The 26,575-nt window shown below is 54.5% G+C and carries 18 protein-coding genes and 1 pseudogene; 4 read left to right on the top strand and 15 right to left on the bottom strand.

The genetic code is table 11. The features are described 5' to 3' along the window. Window positions 1–33: 33 nt before the first annotated feature. Window positions 34–1,590 carry a PQQ-binding-like beta-propeller repeat protein gene (locus LJF34_RS16625; protein WP_231186422.1) on the top strand — a complete coding sequence of 519 codons (1,557 nt, stop codon included), beginning with the start codon at window positions 34–36 and terminating at the stop codon, window positions 1,588–1,590. Between the two features lie 272 nt (window positions 1,591–1,862). Here LJF34_RS16625 and LJF34_RS16620 read toward each other — a convergent pair whose 3' ends face one another. The 7 genes from LJF34_RS16620 to LJF34_RS16590 form a co-directional block, all read right to left on the bottom strand. After that, window positions 1,863–2,525 carry an AIM24 family protein gene (locus LJF34_RS16620; RefSeq protein ID WP_231186421.1) on the bottom strand — a complete coding sequence of 221 codons (663 nt, stop codon included), beginning with the start codon at window positions 2,523–2,525 and terminating at the stop codon, window positions 1,863–1,865. 122 nt (window positions 2,526–2,647) lie between these two features. Further along, a complete protein-coding gene (locus LJF34_RS16615; protein ID WP_231186420.1) occupies window positions 2,648–4,351 on the bottom strand; it encodes an L-lactate permease in 1,704 nt (567 codons plus the stop codon). 1,461 nt (window positions 4,352–5,812) lie between these two features. Continuing rightward, window positions 5,813–6,640 (bottom strand): ABC transporter permease subunit, encoded by an 828-nt coding sequence (locus LJF34_RS16610; RefSeq protein WP_231186419.1) that lies wholly within the window; start codon window positions 6,638–6,640, stop codon window positions 5,813–5,815. After that, a complete protein-coding gene (locus tag LJF34_RS16605; RefSeq protein WP_231186418.1) occupies window positions 6,637–7,554 on the bottom strand; it encodes an ABC transporter ATP-binding protein in 918 nt (305 codons plus the stop codon). Before LJF34_RS16605 ends, LJF34_RS16610 begins: the two co-directional genes overlap by 4 nt. A 116-nt stretch (window positions 7,555–7,670) precedes the next feature. Beyond that, window positions 7,671–8,327, bottom strand: coding sequence for a Yip1 family protein (locus LJF34_RS16600; protein ID WP_231186417.1), 657 nt, complete (start codon window positions 8,325–8,327; stop codon window positions 7,671–7,673). 124 nt (window positions 8,328–8,451) lie between these two features. Further along, window positions 8,452–8,694: a hypothetical protein gene (locus LJF34_RS16595; protein ID WP_231186416.1), complete on the bottom strand. Its 243-nt coding sequence runs from the start codon at window positions 8,692–8,694 to the stop codon at window positions 8,452–8,454. A 266-nt stretch (window positions 8,695–8,960) separates the two neighbouring features. Then, a complete protein-coding gene (locus LJF34_RS16590) occupies window positions 8,961–10,010 on the bottom strand; it encodes a transposase (protein ID WP_231186415.1) in 1,050 nt (349 codons plus the stop codon). Between the two features lie 1,005 nt (window positions 10,011–11,015). Between LJF34_RS16590 and LJF34_RS16585 the strand changes: the two genes are divergently transcribed. After that, on the top strand, window positions 11,016–12,059 hold the full coding sequence (locus tag LJF34_RS16585) for an acyl-CoA thioester hydrolase/BAAT C-terminal domain-containing protein (protein ID WP_231186414.1): 1,044 nt from the start codon (window positions 11,016–11,018) through the stop codon (window positions 12,057–12,059). A 44-nt stretch (window positions 12,060–12,103) separates the two neighbouring features. Here LJF34_RS16585 and LJF34_RS16580 read toward each other — a convergent pair whose 3' ends face one another. After that, the gene (locus LJF34_RS16580) at window positions 12,104–12,916 is read right to left on the bottom strand and encodes an alpha/beta hydrolase (RefSeq protein WP_231186413.1); all 813 of its coding nucleotides are present in this window, start codon (window positions 12,914–12,916) and stop codon (window positions 12,104–12,106) included. A 299-nt stretch (window positions 12,917–13,215) separates the two neighbouring features. Between LJF34_RS16580 and LJF34_RS16575 the strand changes: the two genes are divergently transcribed. Next, window positions 13,216–14,025, top strand: coding sequence for a hypothetical protein (locus LJF34_RS16575; protein WP_231186412.1), 810 nt, complete (start codon window positions 13,216–13,218; stop codon window positions 14,023–14,025). A 417-nt stretch (window positions 14,026–14,442) separates the two neighbouring features. Next, entirely contained in the window at window positions 14,443–15,390 is a 948-nt protein-coding gene (locus LJF34_RS16570; RefSeq protein WP_231186411.1) for a thioredoxin domain-containing protein, read from the top strand. Between the two features lie 544 nt (window positions 15,391–15,934). On the opposite strand, the gene LJF34_RS16565 is transcribed toward LJF34_RS16570, so the two are convergent. From LJF34_RS16565 to LJF34_RS16540, 7 genes and pseudogenes are all read right to left on the bottom strand, one after another. Then, window positions 15,935–16,768: a ZIP family metal transporter gene (locus LJF34_RS16565; RefSeq protein ID WP_231186410.1), complete on the bottom strand. Its 834-nt coding sequence runs from the start codon at window positions 16,766–16,768 to the stop codon at window positions 15,935–15,937. A gap of 1,285 nt (window positions 16,769–18,053) precedes the next feature. Next, window positions 18,054–18,965 carry a hypothetical protein gene (locus LJF34_RS16560; RefSeq protein ID WP_231186706.1) on the bottom strand — a complete coding sequence of 304 codons (912 nt, stop codon included), beginning with the start codon at window positions 18,963–18,965 and terminating at the stop codon, window positions 18,054–18,056. Window positions 18,966–19,039: 74 nt separating this feature from the next. Next, window positions 19,040–19,168 (bottom strand): annotated as a pseudogene (locus tag LJF34_RS16555) (RNA-guided endonuclease TnpB family protein); the annotation flags it as partial. A 546-nt stretch (window positions 19,169–19,714) separates the two neighbouring features. Beyond that, entirely contained in the window at window positions 19,715–20,461 is a 747-nt protein-coding gene (locus LJF34_RS16550; protein ID WP_231186409.1) for a hypothetical protein, read from the bottom strand. Window positions 20,462–20,588: 127 nt separating this feature from the next. Continuing rightward, window positions 20,589–21,257, bottom strand: coding sequence for an LLM class flavin-dependent oxidoreductase (locus LJF34_RS28990; protein WP_342765879.1), 669 nt, complete (start codon window positions 21,255–21,257; stop codon window positions 20,589–20,591). Then, the gene (locus LJF34_RS28985; protein ID WP_255666159.1) at window positions 21,209–21,571 is read right to left on the bottom strand and encodes an LLM class flavin-dependent oxidoreductase; all 363 of its coding nucleotides are present in this window, start codon (window positions 21,569–21,571) and stop codon (window positions 21,209–21,211) included. The genes LJF34_RS28990 and LJF34_RS28985 overlap by 49 nt, the downstream gene beginning before the upstream one ends. A gap of 620 nt (window positions 21,572–22,191) precedes the next feature. Next, window positions 22,192–26,478: a PVC-type heme-binding CxxCH protein gene (locus tag LJF34_RS16540; RefSeq protein WP_231186408.1), complete on the bottom strand. Its 4,287-nt coding sequence runs from the start codon at window positions 26,476–26,478 to the stop codon at window positions 22,192–22,194. Between the last annotated feature and the right edge of the window lie 97 nt (window positions 26,479–26,575).

Here is a 26,575-nt window from a genome sequence, read left to right as displayed (position 1 = left end):
AAGCTTATTACATATAATCTAGGATATTTTGATATGAGTAAATCTACCCGGCGGAGTTTCATAAAGAATGTCGGTATCGTTGGGACAGCGGCTGGAATCGGGTCTGGATTTAGCCTTACAATAGTGGATGCCGAAGAATCAGGTGGTCCGTGGACCACTTTTCGAGGGGGTGCAGGCCGCACCGGTGCAACTTCTGACAGTGGTCCAGCGACGAACATCGCGACGGAATGGTCGTTCGATTTAAATGGGGGAATGCATACAGTCGAACCAATTATCGCGGATGGGTTGTTGTATTTAGCAGTAACAACCCAACACACGCCATCGACTGGTAGCGGCTATGTGGCTGCGTATGATCCACAAACACAAAGTGAAGTATGGAGATTTGATGGAATATCTCCGCCAGAAACTCCAACATATGAAAACGGGGTACTATATTTTGGCACTAATGGATCGGAATCCTCTAATTCATCGGGTTTTTTCGCTCTCGATGCCGCTACCGGGGAACAGAAATGGAATAAGGAGGATTCATCCGGTCTTACGAATCCGTTAATCGTAAATGGTAGACTGTTTGCCAGCGGTTCAGGTCGTGCCGGCGAGCATGACTTGAACACTGGTGAGGTCATATGGCAGACTGATGTGGCCAGTGGACCGGCTTGTTTTGCGGATGATCTCCTCTTCTACGAAAATGGCATCGCGTTGAATGCTGATGATGGGTCCATGGTATGGAATGTATCCAGTGAGAAAGAGAGGCTCCAAACTGTATCAAATGGGATAGTTTTCGGTGTCAAGAACACTAGTAACTCTAAAGTGGTGATAAAAGCCCGATCCAGTAACGATGGGTCAGTTCACTGGTCATATTCAGCTGAAACCGAAGTCAATTGGGCGAACCCTCGACTTACAATCGCGGATAATAACGTTCTATTCCACACCGGAAAAACCATCTACGCACTCGATGTGGGCAATGGGGAGGAGACTTGGTCATATGATGCAAATGCAACAATCTCGGGAGCGTTGTCCGTAGGCAATGGTATTCTCTATGCTGGCGGGCGAAGTGATTTCGGGACTGACACAGGTAACGCAGTCGTTTTAGCGCTAGATGCTGCATCTGGCAAACAGCAATGGCGTCACGAATTCGGCGGGTGGAATTTTGAGGAGTATGGTCCCGCAGCTAATTCTCCAATTGTTGCTAATGGAAAAATATACACGTCAACATATCCAATGAACTCAACTACGGATTGGATGTACACTGAGTACGGAAACTTCCATGTTCTGGGGAGAGACGTGGGCTCGAACACTACCAAAACCACGACAAAGAAAACAACGACGAGCTCAACCAATACAAATACGACCTCAACGAAGACGGACACGGGTTCAACTACTCGATCTACGGTCACTGGCAGCACCAAATCGAGCTCGTCCACAAAAATAGCTCAGACAACAGAAACGAGCGGGACGACAGTATCTAGTACGATGAGTACCACAGGTCCGACCAAAACGACCTCGTCCAATGGTCAGCCTGGTTTCGGTACGCTCACAGCGATCGGTGGTCTATCTGGTCTCGTGGCATATCTTCGATCTTCCTTAGAGTAAACCACTTCTTTACACTTTTCAAACCTTCTTGTGGTTCTTATTCTATTTGGCATTTCTATATTACATAGCCATCCCAATTCCAACATATAATCTATATGAATATAGACACACAATACCCCGCGTAAGTCATCTGGAGTTGGATCAAAAGGTCCGAATTTGTGCAATTCTCTATCTATTTGAGAACAGACTGCATCAGATAAGATTAGAAACACAACCGAAGCTATAGCGTAAACAAAGAACACGTTGTCTTTGATAGGAAAGATTGTGCGATACTATTCTAGAGATTGTCTTTCTTCGTACGGCTGGATGATGACGAATCCTCCCTCCTCAGCGAACTGAAGCTGGTACGTCTCTCCGGAAGTGCGTCCGATAAAGCTCTTGAGGTTCAAATCCCGCTTCGAACTCGGCGAGACGTTGCTGCTCCATGCGACGGTCGCATTGGGGTCGGTGTTGACCGGCGTCGGGACGACGAGGGGTTCACCGTGTGTCGTTATCGCGATATATCCCGGTCCCTCGAGATACACGTTGAACAGACCGCCCGAGGACGCTCCGGCAATACTCTTCATCATCTTGATGTCCCACGTGATGCTGTCCTCGAACGCCAATACGTCGTTTCCGTTGACGCTGATTTCGTCGTCGGCGTCGAGTTCGAGGAGTTGGACTTCCTTGCCTTGGTCGGCCAGATAGAGATGTCCGGTTCCGGTCGCCTTCATCATCACCGCACCTTCACCGGTGGCCTTCTGTTTCAGCATTCCCGTCAGTCCACCGGCCGATTTCTGTTCGAAGGAGATCTCCCCGGTGTAGCCGACCATCGACCCCGCTCGTGCCATGATGCTCCCGTCCACAGAGATGTCGAGCATCTTCGAACTCTCCAGTTCGAAAGTGTTTTGCGTTTCGTTCGGTGCGTGCAGGGTTACAAATTCGTCGAGATTCATCGATTGATACCCAACAGTGGTAATTCAGCACATCCGTTTGTAGTTATCGCTCGAAATATGACCGGGTTGTGGAACGATTACGGCGTGTGAAACGCGTCCGGGTCGAAAAAAGTGTGACGGCGTCAGAAAACGCCGGGGAAGATGACGTAAACGAACAGCATCGTCAGGATGCCAGTCATGGTCGCATAGTAAGCCAGCGGGAGGAGTTCGAGTCGAATGACGCGTCCCTCCTGTCCCACGAGGCCGACGACTGCGAGCGCCGCGACGACGTTGTGAACCGCGATGAGGTTCCCGATCGCACCGCCGACGGCCTGTGCGCCGACGAGGATGGTTCGCGACACGGCGAGGTTCTCGGCGACGTTGTACTGGAACGTCCCGAACAGGATGTCGCTCACCGTGTTCGATCCGGCAAGGAACGCGCCGAACGCGCCCACAAGCGACGCGAAGAACGGATAGACGCCACCGGCGAAGTTCGCCGTCGCGTCCGAAAGGATGACCAGCATGCTGTCGATATTGGCGGCCTTCCCCGACTGAATCATGATTTGAACGGTCGCAACCGCGAACAATAGCGCGATGACCGCGGGAGTGACGTTTTCGGCCGTTTCGACCCACGAATCCTTTATCTGGCGTCCGTTCATGCCGTGCAGCGGAATGGTGATGAGGTGAACGACGACGAACACCGCTCCCGGTAGGTACAGGAGAGCGAAGTCGTTGTCGAGGCCGGTTCCGAGGATGTTCGACCACTTGAGGACGAGCGTACTGGTCAGGAAGTCGGTGAGGGGAGTCCAGACGCGGGTGAGTACCAGCAGTGCCGCCAGCAGTGCGTACGGCGTCCACGCCTTCCAAAGGGGCATCTGCCTCGTCACGACGCCGCCGTCTGCCGCGACGGATCGGTCGCCTTGAGACGTCTCGCCGGGTTCGATGTCGCCGACCCAGTGGTCCGGCCAGAGTTCCTGCGGGGCGAAGTCCCACTCCTCGTCGGGATGGAAATACCCGGCTTTCAGCGCGCCGACCGTGAACAGCATCCCGCTCATCGCGCCGATGAGGCCGGGGAACGTCGGCCCGACGAAGTACGCCGTCAGCCAGTACGGAACCGCGAACGTGAACCACGCGAACAGGGTGAGCGGCAGCACTTCGAGTGCGGGCTTGATGGAACGCTCTTCGCCGAAGAACCGCGTCATCATGGCGACGCCGATGAAGGGCAACAGCATTCCGACGATGACATGAAACGACGCAGCCCACATGCCGATTTGCGCGACCCATTCGGGTACCGTCGTCCCCGCGGGCGTCGTTACGTTCGCCGTTGCAAACGTGTCCTGCAACCCGATGATGAGCGGCGTCCCCACCGCACCGAAGGTGATGGCCATCAGATTCCCGGTGAGCGCGACGACGACAGCCGCGAGCGGGGGGAAGCCCAGACCGACCAACAGCGGGCCGACGACGGCCGCCGGGGTTCCGAATCCCGCGGCGGCCTCGATGAACGATCCCATCAGGAAGACGAGGAGGACGACCTGCACGCGTCGGTCCTCGCTGATGGAGGTGAACCCGGCGTTGATAGTTTCGAAGGCACCGGTCTGTTTCAGCGTGTACAACAGCAAGATCGCGCCGAAAACGATCCAGAGAATGTTCGCCGCGGTGACGAAGCCGTTTATCGTCGCGGCCACGATCCACGTCGGCGTCATTCCCCAACTCACGAAGCCGATGACGACGGCGGAAAGCCACGCGAGCGGCATCGCACGCGTGGCGGGCCAAAACCGTCCGATCATGAGGTAGGCGATGACTGCCAGCGGCAGGACCGCGAGAACTATTTCGAGTGCGCTTGCCATGGCGATTCACCACCTTGCTTCGTCTTCGACGGCTTACTCGGTGATCTCTCGGCGCACCTTTCGTCCGGTTCGTTCATCGATACCGCGTCTGCAACCGGACGGTATCGTCCCCGCCGCCTCATCGCTACTCTCCGTTTGTCGGTACCACCTGTCATGGGCCGAAGGTACACAGAACGGGATATATAATTATCGTTTGCTCTAATAATATCAATATGTACAAAAATGGAACTAACGTGATCTCCATCAGAGCGGGTTGGGAGGCGCTCGTCGGACAACTTCGATTCACCGTATCACGACTCGAAGTTCGTGTCCTTCCCCACGCTATTGCATGCGTTTCACACGCATACTGGAGTTTCGTCCACTATAACAGAGCTATCCAAAAGAGACGGAGATCTCCCCACAATGGCCTGAAAAACGGATATTTCTGGAAGAAACCGGTCCTCTTCGGAAACATTTCTTAAGGATAACCATCTTACACCATCTATCATTGTGCGTTCGTCAGACACACCTCAACGATATTCAAAAATATATTTAACTACAGTCATAGTACAAAATGGATATGTCCCAGAATACCCCGCATACGAACTCCATCGGGCAACCGATCTGCGGACGCACTGACGGGGACTCTAGCGTCCCGTGTCAATGCGTCGTTCCGTTCCCGGGCAGACCGTGTCCTCACCATCGGAAATAAGCAGTCTACCGACCCCTATTACGTAAAAACAGGCGCAAATCCTCGCCCTTCAGGCCGGGAATACGCGCCGTACACCCCTTTACGCGACCGAAAACTACACTATTGCTGGCGTCGTACCTTGAGACAAGCCAATCGCGTAAAGTATCAATCGGAAGCACCGGGGTCGCTTCCCGCCGATACGGACGGTTCCACGCCCGCCGGTGGCAAACCCGCCGGGGAGTACGTGGTTCGGACTCGTTCGCCGTCCTCACAGAACCCCTACCCGTCACTGGAGGCAGTCGGCAACGGCCGCGCAAACGAGGGGGCGACGGCATACCAAAGCCTGCCCCGTTCGCGGTTGTCCACTCTGCTGACGCGGGTCGGTAGAGTTCGGTCGATGGCACGACCTGTGTCCGTCCACTGTTCAAAGGTGGGTGGTTGCCCAATATTCGGACGCCTCGGTTCAGGCGGTATTGGGTACGGCACAAGCGGATACGCGTCCACCTCGGACGGGCGAATACGCCTGACCCTCGTTTCGAGGGCCGACGTGTAGCGCACGAACCCGGTACTCTCCACGTGTGGAGAGGAAGTTGCCTTCGGGGTAGCGTTGGACAGCCCGACGCCCCACGAAGGAATCCTCGCCGTTTACGGCGGGGAGGATGTCAACAATCACCGACCGGATTCCCGTTCGATTCCGTGGAATTCGTAACCAGCGTCTCGTTGCTACGCCGAGCGTACGTTTCGAACGGAGAGTAACGGATAGACCGGCGAATGAAGTCCCCGCGGCCGGTTCACGTCAGTTCCGCGCGGGCGAACCGCCATCGCCCGAACGCGAGCGGGAGAACGATCCAAAGGGCGAGGATGACGAAACCGAACCAGCCCTGTTGCCAGAACGCATCAGCAGCGGGGGCAGTGTTCGCCGCGGAGACGGCCGAGAACGCGTGCTTGAACGCCGTCTGTGGATTGACCACCCGGATGAAGGAGAGCAGATCGGTTTGGAACGCGGCCGAACCGATACCGTACCGCCGTAGGATGAGTCCCAACACGGCCGTCAGCACTCCCCAGAGGAGCGTGAACAACACGACCAATCCGAAACCGATCAACACGATCAGGTTCTCCGAGCGCAGGCCGGCGGAGACGCCGACGCTGACGCTGACGAACGTCGCTCCCAGAACGAGCGACAGGAGGACGAGGACGAGATAGTCGGTCACGGCCAGCGTCGCGCCGAGCGCGACGATAATGGCACCACCGACGAGAAACCCGACCACCGTCGCGAGCGAAACGATCGCCGTTCGACCGATGAACTTCCCGAACACGACGTCCGTTCGCGTGTGGGGCAACGAGAGCAGCAGTTTGAGGCTGCCCGACTCGCGTTCGCCCACTATCGAACGATACCCGGAGAAGATTCCCACGGCGGGCAGGAAGATTCCGAGCGGCGTCGTCAGGGAGACGATGACGGGAATCTGTACCGAGTCGCTCCCCTGGAAGAAGTTCGAGATTTTGATGACCACGAACGAAACCCCCGCGAAGAAGAGCACGAACGCGACGATCAGCGCGAACAAACGCCGCGAACGGCTCGCGTCTCGAACCTCCTTTTTCGCGATGACCTGCCAGCTCATGCCGTCATCGCCTCCCCTTCCGTGTACGCGGCAAAGAGATCTTCGAGCGAGGCTTCGCGTATCGAGAAGTCCTGTAGATTCACGCCGGTGGATTCGACGGCGTCGATGACTTCCGCTTTCGATCCGTCGGCGATAGCGACCGTAATCCGGGTATCTTCGTTCGTCACCTTCTCGATTCCCTCGCAGCTGCGGATCGCAGCGAGTACCTCGGGCGTCACTTCGGAGACGACGAGGGTTAGCTCGGTCGTCGCGCTCATCTTTCGTCTGAGGTTGCGAATCGAATCCTCGGCCACGAGCGACCCGTTGGACAGAATACTGACCCGGTCACACACCGCCTCGACTTGGTCGAGAATGTGGCTGGAGAAGAAGACGGTCGCGCCGCGTCGATTCTCTTCGAGGATTATTTCGCGCATTTCGCGCGCTCCGTTCGGGTCCAATCCCGTCGACGGTTCGTCGAGAACGATGAGGTCCGGTTGGCCGACGAGCGCCATGCCGAGTACCAACCGCTGGGTCATGCCTTTCGAGTAGTTTCCCGCGCGACGGTCGGCGGCATCCGCGATGCCGACGCGTTCGAGGATTTCCATCGGCTCATCGTCCGCCCGTTTCGACTCGATGGTCAGTTCGAGATGTTGCACGCCAGTGAGGCGGTCGTACACGTCGAATCCGTCCGGCAGGACGCCCACGCGCTCGCGAATCCGCTGTGACTCGGCGTGGGCATCCATATCGAAGAGCGTCACCTGCCCGCCCGTCGGGCGGATGAAATCCAACAGGAGGTTGATGGTCGTCGATTTTCCGGAACCGTTCGGGCCCAGAAAGCCGTAAATTTCGCCGTCGTGGACGGTCAGGTCAAGGTCTTGGAGGGCAGTCACGGAACCGAATCGTTTCGTGACATCGTCGAGCCTGATAACAGACATTCCGTTCGGATAAATGAAGACATTGCTTAAGAATGTTTAGCTAAGAAAACTGTCCAGAATGCGCGAACATGACGAGCGCATCCTGCGGTGCGTCGGTGGAACTCTCGCTGTATTCTTTAGACGACGCTCAGGATATTCAGAATCAGGGCGATGCCGACGGGAATTCCGACGGTGATGATGGCGTTTCGGCGCGAGAGGCCGTGCAGTTTCTCCATTCCCGCCGTCCAAATCCAACCGCTCCACGCCAGCAACACGATGCCGACGATGCTCGCGATGAAGAGCGCCGGGTCGTTTTGGAGTTCTTGGAATGCGGCTTGTGCCGCTTGATTGTTGTCGGGCAGGGTCGCGCCTGCGTAGACGTAATAGGCGGCGATGGCGCTGATGACTTGACTGATGAGGAGCGGGATATAACCCCAACCAGTGAAGGCGAACGTATCACCCAGAGAGCCATCGCCACCGAACGCGAAGCGGGCGATTGCGTAGAAAACGACGCTGTACACGACCCAGACGATCATCACGCCGAGGAATCCAAAGACGATTCCGAAAACGCTCGAAAACGTCCCGATGGCATCGGCGGTGGATTGATTCATCTGTTGCCCTTGGGATTGCACCCCGTTCGTGATGAGCTGACCGGATACTTCCACGCGTGGAGCGGTTCCCGCTGCGGCGACGAGCGCCGCGAGCAGGACGATAACGGTTGGAATCAGGAGGCTCGGATTTTCGACTTGCTCGTCGAAAAACGATCGCGGTTTGGAGAGTATTTCGAGGACCATATCTCCGAATCTATCGAGTAGCACCATTAATATTTCTCTTTAGAAAGGATTTTAATGGAGGAAATCCCCGATTTCCGAGGTGGCTGCTGAACTCCCTGGCGAAGCGTAGGCAGGTGACGAGGACCTACTTACAGCGGTCGTCCTCCGATTTGTCGTCTCCCCGTTGGTTTTCCCCGTCCGAGTCATCTCCATCCGAGTCGTCCCCGTCCGAGTTTTCGTCGCCCGATTCGTCCCCAGCGGGCCCCGTCTTCGTCCGAATTCTCACCGTTCGAATCCTCATCGCTCGATTCGTCCCCGTCGGACCCATCGCCCTCGTCGGGAGCGTCGGCCGCGACTCGATAGAGGACTTCGTTCCGAGTGTAGCCATTGGCCTCGTACCATTCGGGGGCTTGACATCCTCCCCGCTCTAAGGGATGGGGATTCCCCAAAGGGGATATTCAGGTTGCGCGTTTCCTCGGTTCTCAAGTACGCTTTCGCGTGGAACGTCAGCGGTAGCCACCGAGTTGTGACCAACAGTGTGCTTTCCAGCGCGTACAGCCCTGTCAATGGGGCCTTCCTCCCCGCATACAGCGAGCGTCAACGACGGCTGGTTATTCAACCAGCGAGGGAGCACGGTTCGCCTCACCCGAAGTGTTAGCCCGTGCATGGTTCACCCTCCCGTTGTGCAATATTTTCCGAAGCGTTCAGGTCGGCGTGTCGTCCACGACCGCACTCCGAACACGAAAAGTGGTCGCCATCACGAGTTCCCATCGACCCACACGCCGAACACCGCTGGCTGGTATGGTAGGCGTCAACCTTCTCGACGCGGATACCAGCGCGTTCGGCTTTATACGTAATGAACTGTTGGAGTTGGTGGAAGTGCCACGCGTGGACACCCGACCACGAACTGTTCTCGCGGATACCTTCAAGGTTTTCCATCCGAATGACGGGATTCTCGAACTGCTCCGTAAACGTGATGAGGCGACGGGAGAGTTTGTGGTTCAAGTCTTTGATTCGACGCTGTTCTTTGTCACCCACACGGTTACGTGCGCGAAGCGCACCCGCTTCCGAAAGCAAATCGCGTAGGGAACGATATTTGCGCCGAACGTACTTCGCTTCACCACCCGATACCAGCATTGACTCACTCTCACCGTAGGCCGTCACCGCGAGGATGTGCCGTTCGCCAATATCGACACCGATGGGTGTCTCACCCGACGTATCAGCGTCGTACTCGGCGGTGAACGTACAGTACCAGTCGTCGCCACGGCGGTACACTTGAAGTCGCGTCTTCTTGGCATCACCCTCAACCAAACGATCTATGGGGTCGGCTATGTCATCGTACACTTCAATAGGTGTGTACCACCATTGGAAGACGCACGGGAAGCCGACGACGACCGTACCGTTCTCCGTCAAGTCGATTTCCCAGTTTTGGTTGTTGACGGCGAACGGCTGACTTTCTCGGTAGCGAACCTCTCCGTCCTTGTTGTGGTCGGATTTTGCCTCTCGAATGGCTTGGTTCTGGATGGCCGAGTAGAGGTCGTTGCCAATGCTGGCTGTGGTCACGGACTTCCCGAAGTCGCCGTTCTCCCATCCTTCGATACAGAATTGTTTGGTGTCACGGTAGAGGCGAGTAGCGCGTTGCCACTCTTTCTTGCGTGAGAGGGATGGGTTGTAGAACTTTGCGGTAACTGTCACCGTAACCATTACAGTTGTAATGAGTATGTTGTCTCAAGAATCTATTGGAATACCAGGCCATGCTATTGTCAGTGGTTCGTGGAGGGTAGTGTCGGATTCATCCCGCGCTAAAGCACAGGGCTTTCTCTTTGCACTTCCGCAATTACTGCTACCGGCGCATTCGGCTTGTATTCGGTTCCGTCGGCTCTCACGAGCCTGAACGGACAGGTATGATATGTTATAACTAGAATATTCAGTAAATACTACGGTACGCGGTTGAGAGAGTAAACAAGAATGAGTCAATCAGAGGTGCCCCGGTCTACATCTGGCCTCCTTTTCTCCCTCTTTCTCGTTGGGGGTTCCCTCCTCTGCGTACTGTTGTTCGGTGCCATGATAGGGGCGCTTTCCTCGTCACTCGTGGAACAGAGTGGAGTCACGCGGATGAGGGCGGTAAAAGCGCTGTTCTTCATGTGGGTCGGCACGGTTGGAATCACGATCGGCGGCTCGCTCTATCTCTCGTAACGGCGCTCAATTAGTAGAAGAGAGCATTCTTCGGACGGTGTGAACGGAACACCGCGGTCAAAGTCCGCCCGGTCGTTCGTTGTCGGTACTGGATGCGAGATTTTAAGTTACCCGGATATATATGTTTACTAACTAGTTCGGATGGCGCTCGAACACCGCTCTCGACGTACGTTGTTGGCATCTGGTCTTGCCGCGGTCACGGCCTCTACTGCTGGCTGCCTCGGTGAGTTCTCCTCGAGTAGGAACGAAGGGTCGATTCGCTGTCCACGTCGCTCACGAGTGGGAAATCCGCCACGAATTCGATTACGTGGTTTCGAACCGCGAACCTCGGTGACAGTCGAATGTACAGCAACCGATACAGCGGGCCACGAATACACGGGGTCGTGGTCCCTTCGGCCCGACGAAAACGGAGTTGCGACGCTCTCGAACGCGGAGTTAACGGCTAACACGCCGAAGCGGACTTGGTACGGTTCGAATCGGGGGCGGCGACTCGCGAAGCAATCGGGGGTCACAATGGTTCTTCACCGTCTCTCCTTCGAGAGCCTCTTTGGGTCGTCACCGAACTTCCTCATGGGTGAGCAGAATTCGGTCACGCTCTCGCTTCAGGCCCGTTCCGGACTTTTCGGCCCTTCGACACCGCGTATCTCACAGTCACGAGTACTGACCGACCCCGAGATATCACGGCGGTCGGTCGAAGCGAACGGGTTGGTCGGGTGTCTCTACGAACCACCGACACCGGGACCGCACCCGGGTGTCCTTACACTTCACGGCGCGTCGGCCTCGATACCGCATCGGTTGAGCGAGATGCTGGCGACGCACGGATACACGACCTTTGCAGTACAGTACTTCGATGCACCGGGGTTACCGGGCTCGCTCGAGCGAATTCCACTCGAATACTTCGATATGGCGATTCGGTGGCTGACGAACCGGCCAGGGGTTTTGGACAGCGGAGTCGGGTTACTCGGAATTTCACGCGGTGTCGAGGCCGCACTACTGACTGCCATAGAGCATGACGGACCGGTGGCAGTAGTTGGATACTCCGGGGGCGGTGTCGTACGACACGGAGTCGCTGGCGTCCCCCCGAGAGCGTACATCAGTCGACCCGCCTGGACTCGAAACGGGTCGCGGATCGCGAAACCGAATGCGATCCGAACGGTTTTCGATGCGATCGAAAACCACAGTCGAGACCGCTGTCACGCCGAATCGCTCCCGGACGCGATTCGGTCTCGAGTTCCAGCGCGGGTTCTCGAACAGGTGCTCGTTCCCGTCGAGCAAATAAACGGACCCGTCTTGCTGTTCGCCGGCGGGGACGACCAGCAGTGGCCCTCGACCGCAGTGTCGGCGCTGACGGTCGATCGGCTACGACGAAACGACCATTCATTCCCGTTCGGTCTTCGGACGTACTGCAATTCGGGTCACATCTTTGGAGTCCCCTATGCCGACTACACCGGAGCCCCGACGAACGATGCCAATGGAGGTGGTCCGAGAGCGAACGCGCGGGCCGCAGCGGACTCTTGGCCGACGGTCCTCGATTACTTAGACTATCGCTTTCAATGAGCGAGGGTTCGCCTAACAGAGGTATTCAAAGGCACGAGAACTGGTCACGACGAACGGAACGAAGAGAGTGACGGCAAGGGCTCTACTATCGCGGTGGCCAACTCGTTCGCCACCCAAGGGACGACGATGTCTGCTAGTCGCCGGTGTGCGACACCGTATGAGATGGTCGCCCGCGAGACTCCCCGTTGACCGCGATAGGAGCCGAATTCCGTGTGGTTCATCCCGGAAATCTCTCGGAACGTCGCGTTTGGCGGATGGAGGTCTCCGTTCTTCCGGTATGCCTCCCGGTTGAGAACGGTATCCCGACTGCCGGTAACACTGAGCACGCTCATCGGTCGTTCGCTCACGTTCCTATCGCAGTACGACGCGAACAGTACCAGTCCACGAACGTCGTGTGAGCGTGTATATCGACAGGCGGCAACGCCCCCGAGCGAATGCCCACCGACGAACCACGTCCGAATCTCAGGCTGTCGAGACCGAATTTCTCCCGGAGCGCCCACATCGAGGAGGGCAACGTTGAGTGGCATTTTCGGGATGAAGACCGTCACGTTGGCACGTCGTACCAACGGTGCGAGGGAGGCATAATAGGCGTCCGGTGCGACGCGCGCGCCAGGGTAGAAAACCAACCCGACGGTCGAGGTTCCGTTCGTTGGGGAGAGAACCGTCACACCGTCCGCGGTCGAAAGCGAAACGCGTGGGTCCGTCACCACGGACTGTACCGAAGACGTCGTCCCGTGATGCGGGAGTGAGAAGTACACCACGACGCCACCGACCACGATGAAGATGACGACCAGAAGGATACCAATTCCCAGCTTCCATCGACGGTTGGTCAATCGTCGTAGTCCGCTATCGGCCATTGTCCCGTAGAACGAATGCGAGCAATGGAGTAAGTATTCGCCTTCAGGAAACGGTGGGGAATTCACCGTAGATGACTAATCGGTCCCCCTGCTATCGTGAAATATAGCATAGTGCCGTTCGAAAAACCACATCTGTGATGGTGATATACTCGAATTCCGCCAAGTCCGTGGTCTTCTCCCCCCGACTGGTTTGGGGCACACTTCAATCTCTCGAGAGACAGCTAGTAGCATATGGAGAAATACGACGGACTGCGGTCAGCGAGAACTCGAACGGTCGAATTAGTACCTGATAGAGACCCATGACGACTTCGACCGGCCGGCCGCTAATCGGCGTTTCCTACTGGTGCGACCGCGGTAACGACGTCAAACTCGAACTGCTCGACCGGTTACAGTCCTGGGCGACGCTCGTGTTCTTGAATCCCAGAGCCGAACATCCCGATCTCGAGGAACTCGGACTCGACTTCTACCACATGGCACATTGGCATCCCGCCGCCCTTTCGGATCTCAAACGCGCCCGCGAGGCCGGGATTCCGACGCTCAACAGCTATGCGGGAGCACACATCACGTCCGACCGCTTCGATTGCTATCGGACGCTCCGACGGGGAGGGGTGATGGTCCCCGAGTTCCAGTACGGCCAAGCGGAAACGATTACCCTTCGTCCGCCTGCCATCGTTAAACCGAGAAGCGAATTCCACTCCGACGGCCACGATTTCGCCATCCATCTCGCCGGTTCATACGATTTCCCGGACGAACAACTGGTCGAAAAGTACGTCGTTCCGCACCGAAGCTACAAGGTGTTCGGTATCGGTGATGAGGTCCGTGTCGTGAGACTTCCACACGACGGGGGCGTTCCCAGGGAGAAACCCGTCACGACCAGTCTCGCCCGCTACGTCGGTCGCGTTCAGAAACTGTTCGACCTCACCCTATTCGAGTTGGATATCCTCGTTCACAAGTCCATCTACGTTATCGACATCAATCCCGCGGTGAACCTGTGTGGAATTACTGATGGAACGGAACTATACGAGGAAACGATACGGGCAAACCTCGAGAATAATCGTCGTGAGTCGCGTCAGCGGAAGAACCACTCGAACGTGCTAACTGATGTATAGTTTTGCGTAGGAAGAGCGGTGCGTTCAGGTGCGGTGAAACTCAGTATCCCCAATATTGAAGCATCCTCGTGCTTTGGTATCATACCACGTAGATGGAGCAGCATAGATTCAGTATGTTCGTGTATAAACCGAACGAGGAAGGATATTGGTCTTTTTATAGCTTGTAAACGATTTTGTACAATGAAAACAAAATTTATAATGGTAAACTAGTTTCGCCTATTATTTTATACGATGTAATTCGGGAGGATCCAGAATTAATCCTCAAAGATTCGTTTCGTTTTATCGACTCCCACTCTTTCGAAACAGTTCGGAAATTGCCACAATCGAGTAGAACATCTGAACGATCAACTGGGATTTTTATTCCCCCCTTAGTGGGGTAATCCGATGGCGCAACAGACCTCAACCCGACGTACATTCATGAAAACAGTATCTGCAGCAGCAGTCGGTCTCGGGGTAGCGGGGACCGCGAGTGCGGCACCGTCCGTCAGCGGGGCACCGGTTCCCGACGACACGGACCTCAAATATGCGACGATGGGAACGGACGTGGACAATCCGACGGCGACGGTCTTTGGCAACTTCAAGTGCCCGTACACGCAGAACTTCGTCAACAACAATCTTAAGGACGTTATCGATGAATACGTCAGCACAGGCCAGCTTAACATCGAGTTTCGCGCACTGGCCCTTCAGCCGCCGGGAACGAGTTCCCATGGATCGTCGACGTACTATATCTCCAGCAGCGACCCGCGTATCTCGGAAGTCGCGCTGAGTGCTTGGAACGAACAACCCGGCGAATACTGGGACTTCTTCGAGATGATGTTCGACGATCGCGTCTCGGGCACGGTCACGTACGGGGAGATGCGAAACCACCTCGAATCGGCAGGAGTCGGCGATCGATCGGAGATTATCAGCAACGCAAAAGACGGAGACTACAACAACGCAATCGATCAAACGGCGGACGTCGCTGGTAGCTACGGTGTTTCGTTCACACCCACGATGGAACTCAACGGGGAGACGACGGCCCCGCATCACGATACGGACTCCCTCCTCGATTGGATCGGCTCCCAGATTTCCGGGTCGTCTTCGTCGTCTGCCTCGTCATCCGAAACGACACTCACCATCGACGGAACCAAGACGGACGGATGGACGGAGTACGAACTGAGCGTAGACGGGACGCTCGAAAAGAGTACCGCGATGGACGCTTCGAAGGATTGGTCCGACAAACTCTCCGGGTCTACGGTCAATGGCAAAGTCGGTCCGTGGCGGGATAGCTACACGATTTCGGGGGAAATTAACCACTTCACCATCGGAGACGGTGCGGTCGTCTACAAAAACGGTGAAACGGTCGACCCACAGCAACTTGGGTGAACCACTTAGGGGTCAAGTCCCGAGGCACTCGGCCTGCTCCGCCTGTAGAGTTCCGAACCGACGGCCGTTTTGAGAGGAAGTTCTCACGTTTTCTACGCACCGATTCGACCCATTCGAGACGTGAATGGGCTGGATTTTCGCGATAGTATCCAGTACATCGATTCTACGACAGACACCGAGCATGATTATTCTGGAAATTACTGTTTTGTTTCTGAAATCACCACAAAGTATTTACCGAACGTGGAAGACGGTTCTAACGTTGCGTGGTTGCACGAGCGAGCTAAATCGGCTCCGGGTCTGGCGCCATCACTCCTGATCCACCCAACCGCGCACCCTTACTTCCCGTCGGAAACGAGAGTGGGATAGCGACGGCTCTTCACCTGAAACATTGTCACGTCTATCACCACGATTAGCCGGGTAACAGATGGTATCCTCACAACTGGCCGCGTTCATCCGCCGACAACCAGTGTCGGTTGGTGGACAGCACAGAAAAGCCGGTGGGTTTCGACGTCTATCGCACCGATAGAATGATCCGAGAGTGTCGTCATCCCAAACTGACGTCGAGATAGAGCATAACGACCACGCCGGCCATGGCCCCGAGCGTAGCGATCCGTTCGTATCCACGCGTGTGGGTTTCCGGAATGATCTCATCCGAGATGACGAAGAGCATCGCTCCCGCGGCGAAGCCCATCGCATACGGGAGTAATGGAGCGACTGCGCTCACAGCGAATGCGCCCACCACTGCGAGCGGAATTTCTACGATCCCCGAACGAATCCCGGCGAAGGCAGCGTAGAAACGTTCGTCCAGTCCTGCGTTGATTGCGGCCACCGAGACGGCGAGCCCTTCAGGAATGTTCTGGATACCGATCGCGAGCATGAGGGGGATCGCGTTTTCGATGTTGCCGGATCCGAAGCCGACACCCACGGCCAATCCCTCCGGCATATTGTGGAGCGTGATCGCCAATATGAAGAGGATGACTGGCGTCAGCCGCTCGTTATCGAGCGGGAGGGATGTACCCGGGTTGGCTTCATCCGAACGCGTACGCCCGGTCAGGAGATAATGTGCATGTGGAACGAGTCCGTCCGCCCGATCGAGAAAGACGACTCCGAGTACGATGCCGATGAGCGTGGGAATCGGATTCCCACCGGAGTACTGTTCTATGCCGGGGATGATGAGGCTCGTGAAGGCCGCCGCGAGCATCACACCGGCCGCGAATCCGAGCGCGCCATCGAGCGCACGCTCCGAAGGGTCCCGCCAGACGAGTACGAGCGATGCACCGAACAGGTTCATCAGCGCGATAACGATTCCCCCGACGAGTCCCTGCATCACCGGATTGTCGCCGACGATCCGGACGAACAACTCCACTACGGAAGCCATATTGAACCATCAGTAGCGTCGAACATAGTCATCGTCCCGTCCCTCCTCAAGAACCATTTCCCTTGCTCGACGCTGACGAACGTCGGAAACCCACAGATCGGACGAGCTGAGGGATCACGAACGGAATGGTGTGTATTTCGATCGTCCAGAGTTGACATCGGGTGTACGATCCGTGACGCTCGCTCGTTAGTTACGTTTCGGTAAATGATCGATCGTATATGTGTCCTGGATGCCACGTGGGGATTTTTCATCGTTCGCGACGTACGTGTTCGGTGGTAGTAGGGAGGCTACCATGGGAGACTAATCGACACGATGTCAGTAGTTCATCAAAAACCGAGTGACGACACGAACGCGCATCAAGCGACAGAACCATACGCGGTGGTGGTCGCCACGAAACGTGAGGGCATGGATACCGTTCTGTACGGGTTATCGGCCACCCAATCGGAACAAATCGCGACCCGTAAAAACCGAGAGATGGACGGAGACACCGAAGTCCATGCACTGCCCGAGAGACGGATACGGGAGGCTCACGAAAACCTACATCGTATTCTCACATCGTGAGTTTCCCGTCGGTAGATGAGCGGAATCTATCGCGTCAGTGGATGAATCCCATTCGTCGGGGTCCACTATCGCCATCCCTTCGGGTATCCAGCCACTTCGCGTCCGAGAGTCGAGTGACCCCGCAGTTCGTATCGGATAATATGGGGAGTAAGAGAACAGGACGAAGATACTGAACTCGTAGCGAAAGGACGAACGGGGGTGGAATCGAACCACCGGGGCCACGAAGTGGCCGCCATCGACGCGGTGTCGATGGTGCTTCTACCAACAAGCAACCCGTTCTCACCCGGACCCTGTTCGGGAGGTTGGTCGTGCCCGGACTGTAGGCACGACCGATGTCGGCGTGTATGACGTACAACACGGCGTTGGTTGAATGTGGTCGAGCGCGTAGGATCTATGGCGACTCGGGAGGCTTCCTACGACGCTCCAACACATCCAATGACCGCATTTGGTATTGTTATACAGTGCCTTCCATTTAATTATTTAACACGAACGCACCGAAACAGTCACTCAGTCGATGCTTATCGAACCGAGATCACTAACGGATGCGTTTTTCGACGTCTGCGGAACGACGCTCATGTCCGCAACCCAGCGATGTCCGACCTTCGGGTCGACTGAAATCGTAACGTTCGACTGCTCCGACTCACCTTTCGCGAGGGGACACTGCCACTTTCGTCTACTTCGGCGCCAGATGCAAAGCTGAGTCGCATCGCCGGAAGTCTCGAGACTATCCGGTTTGAGGTTTGAAGATATCGGTAATGCGCCCGACGAACGAGTGTTGCGTGCCTGGATCGGAGACGATTTCGTAGTTCCGTTGAAGCGCACCCCCTTTCGTCAACTCGAGGGTCGTCAACCGATCATCCGTGACGAGTTGGTCGATATCTTCCCCGACAACCGTTCCGGAGGTCGTGACCAATATCGCGTGTGCGTCGACTTCCGATGCGACCGTCAACAGGTGTGCAATTTCACGCTCATATGGCCGTTCGTGTACTGCAGCAATGATGCGGTCGTCGAGCAATTCGTCCAGGGCATGAACGTGGACCGGAATCTCCTCGCCCGAACCGGTAGTTACCGTCGTGTCGATTTCCACCCGTAGCGTCCTGTCTTTGAGCGTCTCGACGACTAACTGGCGCGCGGTCAGTTGTTCTTCGACCCATTTCTTCCCTTGGTCGGTGAGGGAATATTGGTGAAGAATTCGTTCGGTCGCCCGCGTCGGTTGGGTGACGAGATGGCAGTCTCGACATCGAAGTCGGTGATCCGCAGTTTCGAATATCGTCTCACAGTTTTGGCAGAAGTTGGCGGCGTCCGATTCCAGTTGTTCGAGCGATTTGAGGCCCATCTCACACTCCGGACACACGACGCCGTCATCGTCGACGAACTGGTCTTGCATACCCTCGTGATCGCACGCCGCGTGTCGATATTGCTCCGTCCGAACCGTCTCCGGGGAGCCACAGGAGGCACAGGCGGACGTATACTGCATTCCTTTCGTCCCGCAATACGGACAGATATACTGTTTCTCCTGAAACTCCGTCCGAAGACGGTCCTGTTCCGCGAGCATTTCTAACACTTTGAACGCAGAATCGTCTCCTTCATCGAGGCGAGCGGCCGCCTCTGGATAGGTAACTTTGCCCGTATCGATATCGACGGTCGGGTGGCATCCTCCCCGCCGTAAACGGCAGGGCTTCCCGTCCCGCAGGTGGGATATTTGCTGGTCTACGACACGACTTGTTCTCTCGTGCGAAATATCCCGCTCTCGCGGTCGAACACGTATGTCGATGGCTGTGCCACACAGCCGTTACTCCTATCCTCGCCGTGAGGACTCGGAGTTATCTTCTGCCGTACTTAATGGTGTGGATTAGCGTTGAATATCCGGTCTGCCATCGGCGATAGATTGCGTAGGAGTTGTCGGATTCACTCCCGCCGTAAACGGCGGGATTCACTCCGTGAAGAAAGATAGATTCGATCCACCGATTCCTCCCAAAGATCGGTCATCAATCGAAGTATCCCCGGTGAAGCCATGCAACACAAAACAGTTGGAGGATATATAATTATCAGCAAACTACCACTGACGGCGGCCCCATAGGCAGACACATTCCACGTCATCGCGTACCATCACAGCCTGTTGAAAATCCTACGAGTATAGACACAAAGAGGTGGAGAAGATATCGACTCGTCCGTTTTGTTCTGTATCCGTCTTTCAATACTGGCCGTATGACATCACTGACGACTGATTCAGAAACGCCTTAGTGAGCGGGATTTCTGTCGTCTCCGGATGAGTGCTGGATCGGCATTTGATCACGACGGATGGGGATCGTGCCCCGAGAAGCTTCGCGAGTACTCGGACGGAATCGTCATCCGTGTCTACGTTTCACGACCGCCGAAAGTATATCAGCTCATACCTGCCCAATGGCGTAGTTCGATACGTTCGAGCAGTTGGCGGGCCGTCGCGAGGGCTGCCAATCCCGGATACTCGGTGTCGAGGTCAGCATAGACGTATGTCGTGAACAACTCTTCGTTCGATCTATTGCGTCGATGCAAATACGATTGCTGATCGTGCGTCAACTCATCGAGTTTTTGTCGTATTGACGTTAATCGATCGTTGCTCTCATCGAAGGCGAATTCACCGCGTTCGATCGCCGCAAGCACGTCACCAACGTCGGTCAGCGAACCGCGGAGTTCGTCGAGTTGCTGGCGTTCCGCTGCCATCAGGGAGTACGACCGTTGGCGGATTTCGACAGCGTCCTCGGCGGCACTCTTGATCTGATTCCACAACGGTTGTGACCAGGTCGCCGACCCACCTGCCAACCCCGCTGCGACTTCCGGCCCGAACTCGTGTTCGATGCTCGCGTGGGCTGTCCCCTCCCTATATTCGTCTTCCCAGTGATCGACGGCGAGGACCGTTTCACGATACGCCTCCAGAACCAAATTCGGGGAGGTACTCGAACGTGACGTGTCCGTGCCAACCAACGAACCACCATCGGTTCGATAGGGATGAGGCGGTATCTCTTCGAGCCGGTCGAGAAAGTCCTCGAACGCTTCGGTTTCAGCCCGAATCTGAACTTCTTCCTTCTCGGTGAGTCGCTCCGCGCGTGGCAGCGATGTGTGGTCGATTAACCGTTTTCCGGTCTGTGCCATTGTTACTTACTAGCACGATAGAAGCGAGGGTATTATACTTTATTGGCCAGAATTGGACAGTGAATTGAATGTCACAAAGCGCTTACACCATCGATCCCCTGCTCGCATCGTCATCACGATACGATCCTCAGTAGCTCGACGGGGCCAACGCGTCGATAGTGCGCTCGGTCATTTCCTCGTCGGCGTTGCTCGGAATCGTCACCATCGGTCGCGTGACGCAGTCGATATCGGCAATCGAACGGAACTGCTCACGGGCCCCTTCCGGCGTTCCCGCGACACCGAGCGCCGTCACCATATCGTCGGTGACGTTCCTGACGGCCGTCTCGCGGTCACCCTCACGCCACGCCGTGGCGACGGCAGCCGCGTCGTCCGGGAATCGCTGTGCAACCGACTGCTCGTAGCCTCGACCGTTTCCGACGTAGTAGGCGACATGACCGCGGATGGCATCCTTGGCCGCCTCGATATCGTCGCTGACGGCGGCGGGGATGTACGGTGCGACCTCGATAGTGTCATCACGACCGGCCGCCACCGCGTGGTCGGCGATGTACGCGAAGGCATCTTCGAGGTCCGGAAACGGCACGTTGTGCGGAATCCAGCCATCACAGAGCCGTGCGACGACGCGCCGATTTGCCCGCCCGAGCGCGGCGTGATAGATGGGTACGTCGGTGTCCAGCGACGGGAAATCCCGCACCCTAAAGATATCACCGTCGTAGTCCACGCGGCCATCGTCTCCGAGAAACGCCTCGGTCAATTCGATGGTCTCGTGCGCTCGCCGAACCGGGTTAGGGTCGTCCACTCCATGCCGTGGAGGTCCTCGATAGCTTTCTGCGTCGACGTCCCAACGCCCAGCCGAAATCTCCCGTCGGAGACCCGATCGAGCGTGGCTGCCGTCATCGCCAAAACGGCGGGAGACCGCGAGAAGACGTTGAGTATCGCCGTCCCGAGATCGACCGTTTCGGTGTGAGCGGCGATGTCAGTGAGTTGAACGACCGAACTCGTCCCCCAGAGTTCGCCGAGCCAGAGTCCATCGTAGCCGAGTGCTTCTGCCCGGACGCCGAGTTCGGTCTGGTCGAGGGTCGTCACCTGCGGCAACAGGAGATCGGTTGGCATGGTCTTTCCCACGTGCTGACGGGTGAAAATATGCTGGGTAGTTGGAGACGTTCCGGCCCAGTTCGGTTAGCGATGATATTAACCCAAACACAATTGTGGAAGAAATACAATATTATGTAGTCAGACTCACCAGTAACACTGCCCAAGCAGTAATATCGTATGTGATAGCGTTGGAGATAGTATGCAACCAGGAAAACTAATAATACGACATTATAGAATTATAAACGGAAAATATCAATAAAAACTCGCTCTAAACCCACAATTGTAAACAGCTTCGGATGATAGATTGTCGATAAGGGAGCAGGTTCATTTGAAAATGGCTTGGATATCGGAATATAAGCTCGTCCAACTGTCGACAACGCCAAATCATTGTCTAAATAAACAATGAATGACAATTTGACCGATCTTAGTCGTGTGGGAATTCCCCAATACACCACCGTTCGAACCAGTAAGATTGTTATTTAAATATCGGAAATCTAGACCGGAATGATCATTCAGGCTAGACGTGGAAAGCCAATCATTTCCAACGATTGGCAGAGAATCGACTACCGCCGAAGTGTTGATTGCTCAGTGTTAACATCACACTACGCATGAGTTATTGTTAATAAATTATTTGAGGGTTAGATAGAGTTGAAGAGCTCAATGATATCATCAAAGTCGAGTTGACCATTATCATTGAAGTCGAATGCGTCTGGATTGTTCTGTACAGCATCGTCCTCAAAGTGCCCGAAGAGATCAACGACATCCTTATAATTCACGTCGCCGTCACCGTTAATATCCTCATAGTGACCATCCCCATCTGGATCAGTTGGTCTAGAATCACCAACGATCGCAGGCGGCTGTTGGTCTCCTCCATCGCTTTCAAATTCAACAGATCCTCGCATCGAAGTGGGGTGAACAGAACAGTAGTATCCGGCGATTTCTTCCGTAGCGGTGAATTCGATAGTTGCAGATTCACCTTGTTCCAATACGAGTTCAGTTCCTTCAATTTCGTTCCCCTCTGAATCGAGAATATAAAAGTCGTGTGGAGCACCGTCTCCGTTCGTCCACTTGATAGTGTACGTTTCTCCGGACACTAGTAAGAGCGTCGGATTTGTGTCCTCATTAATGGAGTCCGGTTCAGTACCAACCCAACCACTCGTCTTCGCATCGAATTGAATTGTAGACGTTGGGTCAATTGGCCCACTGTCATCTCCATTATCATCATTGTCGTCATCGTCCTCGAGTTCTTTGTGTTGTTTGACGCGCTGATAGACGGTTTCTAATCCTTTTCCACTTCCGATCGTTTTGATCAATTTGGTATCGTCAAACCACACAGTACCGGTTGCGAATCCCCATCCACCCATTGTGAGGTTGAGTTGCACCGATTGTTGATCGTTACCGGTGGTAAAGATGGTTGATAGCTTGGTCCAATCATTGGTACCGTCATCCGGTGCATTGCTAACAACACTCTGGCCCATTTGATGAGGATTAATGATCGCTCCATAGGAATCACCCGATTGCAGATCTTCGGTTTTAACCCAAGCGGTGAATTCGTATGTAGCGTTCGGCTCAACGGAGACTTCTTGTGACCAGCTTCCATCAATCCCCCCACTAGAAACGATTTTTACGCTACTATCTCCGGTTTTCCCTATTGTTGCATATGAGTATTCCCCATCGCCTTGATACGTGGTAGTATCCCACGATTCTGGAGCGTCGGGCTCAGAATCCCCAGTAACGTCTTCGAATGAAGAGTTTGAAACAAGATTCGTACCGTCCGATCCCTTGAGGGAGATGTCGTCGAACCATACCGTACCAGTTGCTAAGCCCCAACCCCCCAACGTTGCGTTAAGGGTCAACTGTTCATGATCACCACTGTTGAAATCAATTTCAACCTTTGTCCAATCATTAGTCCCTTCTGTAACTGTATTACTTACAGTATCTTCGGCCAGCTCACCGATATTGATGAAAGCACCTTCAGCCGAGGAATCCTTGAGCTGTAGATTTTCAGTCTTGAGCCAAGCAGTGTAAGTATATTCTGTATTGGGCTCGACAGAGACTGTGTGCTGCCAAGAACCATCAACGCCCTCAGGAGACGATATCCGGGCACTGTATGTTCCAGTGCGTGATGTTTCCGTAGCCGAAAAACTTGCCGACCCGGACCACTTTTTAGTCGTCCACTCTCCGGGCATAACGCTTGCAGTAGATTTTTCAAATGATGGATTAGTCAGTAGATTTGGTTTGTCATCATCATCTGATGTATCTTCATTTTCCTCATACGCAGTCAAAAACCCGTCAGCGTGTTGAGCTCCAGCCGAAGTCGCAGCATCCACTAACAGCTCATCGCTATAGTTCTCTTCTTTGCGTATCGTCTCATAGATAACTTCACCGACTGCATCAGACTGCGGACATCCAGCAAGTGCGAGTAGCGCCCACATCTGTACCCTAGCATTTTCATCATTCAGAACGTCGCTCTCTACTATCTGATCTCTAGTCGCTTTCGTTTCCGGTAGAACTCGAAGAGCATTCAATCGAACCCCACTCGAAGGGTGGGATAATGCATCTCTTGCGGCTAGTAGTGCGTTTTCATTACCATCTTCGAACAAAACACCGAGACCATGAAGGGTCCAAAGTGAGTGAATTGCTCCTGGATTGAGTCCCAATTCATCAGTTGATGAATCCTCGATCAGGTCGATCAGATCGGATACAATATCCGTATCCTCTCGCTCAACAAGCATTCGTTGAGCAGTATCTCTCCAGAACATATTGTCGTCAGTTAGCGTTTCGACCAATGTTTCGGGAGTTGCACTGCTAAGGTCTCTTTGTGGTAAATCCGTGTCGTCACCGTACGTAACACGGTACAGTCTGCAATGCGAGATATCCCTCATATTATTTATATATGCGTTTCCTCTGCCATGCTCTTGATCGCCTAGTGTATTATGGAGAATGACATAATTATACCAGTCAATAAACCAGAGCATGCCATCAGGACCGACATTCGAGTAGATTGGCGAGAACCAAGAATCCTGACTTGCAGCCAAATTATGGGGGTAGTGTGCAGTATAATTTGCACCGTCTGGTTTGAGATAGAACGTGCCGAGCAGATGCCCAGTTGGTTCGCTAACAAACCCAGCTTGATTCCAGTATTTCTTTGGGTATTTACGGGCAGTATAGATCTCGTGTCCCGCGGCCGCTGTGAAGCCTCGGAATCGATCACCTTGCCGATAGCGATCGGTCATAGGTAAAATCCGATTCGAATCGGAGATCGCATCCAATGTGGACGCCGAGAATCCATTCACCATTTCGTAGTACCGTTGAGGGATTGAAATATAATTACTCGGCTGCTCAGTAGTAGCAGCAGACGCAAACGCGAGACCTTCCTCGTTGAATCCCAACCCCGCCTGGTTTCCGGGGAGGCTTGCCACGACTTCGAGAGCAGAACCATCCGGCTTGAACCGAAAGACGCAGGTGTTAAAGCTAGTTTCTTTATCGTCAATCGTTCCGGAGAAACCAGAGTAACCTACTTGACCCCAAATCCAATTATCAATTCCCCATTCAAGCTGATTAGCACTGGCGTGAGTGTCGCCGGTCCCGAATCCAGAGAACAGTTCATCCCATTCGTCGGCTGTGCCGTCACCAGTAGTGTCTTTAAGATGAACGATACTTCCGTTATCATCGAACTCGCCGAGATTGACGGTGATAACGCCCTCTTCGGTGAGTACCATATTGAGGGGTATCGAGAGTCCGTCCGCAAAGACGGTGAATTTATCAGCCTTCCCATCACCGTCTGAATCCTCGCAGATGAGAATTTTATCACGCCCCTCGCCCAAGTCATTCGGATAGTCTTTCGTTATTGCGATCCAGGCACGACCCCGAGCATCAAACTCTACGTCGAGGATATTTCCTTCAATACCATCCGGGAACATATCCTCGGTAACATAGGGTTCTAACTCAAAACCTTCAGGAGTGATCGTGCGTTTCATCGACTCCGTCGGTGAAAGTCCCTCTTGCATGAGTTCCCAGTTTGTACCCTCACCGACCTCGGACGGCACTTCATCAGCCGGCCCAAAATAGGGGATTTCATCTGGCGGCTCAATGAAGTCCAACGTATCGAGGGCGCGTGTATCTTCCGCAATCGTATCTTCGTTATCAGTTGTCCATCTGATCGCATTTTCTACTAACCTTTTGAATCCGTCTTTAGACCATGGTTCTGGTCCGTGACCCCAGGCAGTATAGAAAACGCGACCATCTCCTTCATTACGCACCCAGGTCCAGGGTTCAGGATCTTCATTTGGTCCGTAATCAGGAAACTCTCCGTATGCCAGGACGATATTATCAGGATTGAGGTTTTGGTGCCGGTACGTTTCGTCCCAGCTCTGAATCGGATCCAAATTGCTCAAAACGGGATGGTTTGGTTTGACATGATTTGTAGTCATCTCGCCGGTATTATGTCTGAGGAACTGTCCACCAATCAGATCGATAAATCGATCTGAACCCGTGAACGATCCGGATGCACTATGAAGCGCGACGAATCCACCACCGTTGTTCACGAAATCGATCAGGGAATCTTCTTGATCTTGGGTGAGTCCGGAATGGTTATCGTACATCATCAGCGCGTCATAGCGATGAAGAGTATCTTCTTCGAGATCCGATTGGCGATCAGTGTACTCGACTTCAATTCCACGGTCAAGAAGATAAGGAACGATCTGAATCGCACGCGCAGGGCCGTTATGACTACCACCGGCAGGACCACCTAAGCAGAGTACTTTGATCCAATCGATATTTGAATCATCGGCAATCTTTTCTCCCTTAACAGGATCGATTGCATTAATGAAACCGGCCAAACCCAACCCACCAGTTGCTTGCATGACTTTTCGCCTACTTGTGACTAACTGACCTTTAGATTGCGTACTATCTTTATTTTTCATAGTAGTGCCTCCTTGGCGAATGCATCCTTGACATTGAAAGTACTTAAACTTAATTAATAATAAACTCTAAAGATTACTATGAAGTGCACCACAGAGA

The sequence above is a fragment of the Haladaptatus sp. DYF46 genome (genome assembly GCF_021083305.1).
Lineage (GTDB): Archaea > Halobacteriota > Halobacteria > Halobacteriales > Haladaptataceae > Haladaptatus.
The sequence above is the reverse complement of the archived record's forward strand: the minus strand, read 5'-3'. Positions and strand labels throughout refer to the sequence as shown.

What these genes read in the sequence shown, in the direction of transcription:
- LJF34_RS16575 (WP_231186412.1), top strand. Translation starts at nt 13,216, where the DNA reads ATGACGACTTCGACCGGCCGGCCGCTAATCGGCGTTTCCTACTGGTGC.
- LJF34_RS16625 (WP_231186422.1), top strand. Translation starts at nt 34, where the DNA reads ATGAGTAAATCTACCCGGCGGAGTTTCATAAAGAATGTCGGTATCGTT.
- LJF34_RS16570 (WP_231186411.1), top strand. Translation starts at nt 14,443, where the DNA reads ATGAAAACAGTATCTGCAGCAGCAGTCGGTCTCGGGGTAGCGGGGACC.
- LJF34_RS16620 (WP_231186421.1), bottom strand. Translation starts at nt 2,525, where the DNA reads ATGAATCTCGACGAATTTGTAACCCTGCACGCACCGAACGAAACGCAA.
- LJF34_RS16550 (WP_231186409.1), bottom strand. Translation starts at nt 20,461, where the DNA reads ATGGCACAGACCGGAAAACGGTTAATCGACCACACATCGCTGCCACGC.
- LJF34_RS16540 (WP_231186408.1), bottom strand. Translation starts at nt 26,478, where the DNA reads ATGAAAAATAAAGATAGTACGCAATCTAAAGGTCAGTTAGTCACAAGT.
- LJF34_RS16610 (WP_231186419.1), bottom strand. Translation starts at nt 6,640, where the DNA reads ATGAGCTGGCAGGTCATCGCGAAAAAGGAGGTTCGAGACGCGAGCCGT.
- LJF34_RS16605 (WP_231186418.1), bottom strand. Translation starts at nt 7,554, where the DNA reads ATGTCTGTTATCAGGCTCGACGATGTCACGAAACGATTCGGTTCCGTG.
- LJF34_RS16595 (WP_231186416.1), bottom strand. Translation starts at nt 8,694, where the DNA reads ATGGCTACACTCGGAACGAAGTCCTCTATCGAGTCGCGGCCGACGCTC.
- LJF34_RS16615 (WP_231186420.1), bottom strand. Translation starts at nt 4,351, where the DNA reads ATGGCAAGCGCACTCGAAATAGTTCTCGCGGTCCTGCCGCTGGCAGTC.
- LJF34_RS16585 (WP_231186414.1), top strand. Translation starts at nt 11,016, where the DNA reads ATGGTTCTTCACCGTCTCTCCTTCGAGAGCCTCTTTGGGTCGTCACCG.
- LJF34_RS16580 (WP_231186413.1), bottom strand. Translation starts at nt 12,916, where the DNA reads ATGGCCGATAGCGGACTACGACGATTGACCAACCGTCGATGGAAGCTG.
- LJF34_RS28985 (WP_255666159.1), bottom strand. Translation starts at nt 21,571, where the DNA reads ATGCCAACCGATCTCCTGTTGCCGCAGGTGACGACCCTCGACCAGACC.
- LJF34_RS16565 (WP_231186410.1), bottom strand. Translation starts at nt 16,768, where the DNA reads ATGGCTTCCGTAGTGGAGTTGTTCGTCCGGATCGTCGGCGACAATCCG.
- LJF34_RS16590 (WP_231186415.1), bottom strand. Translation starts at nt 10,010, where the DNA reads ATGGTTACGGTGACAGTTACCGCAAAGTTCTACAACCCATCCCTCTCA.
- LJF34_RS16600 (WP_231186417.1), bottom strand. Translation starts at nt 8,327, where the DNA reads ATGGTCCTCGAAATACTCTCCAAACCGCGATCGTTTTTCGACGAGCAA.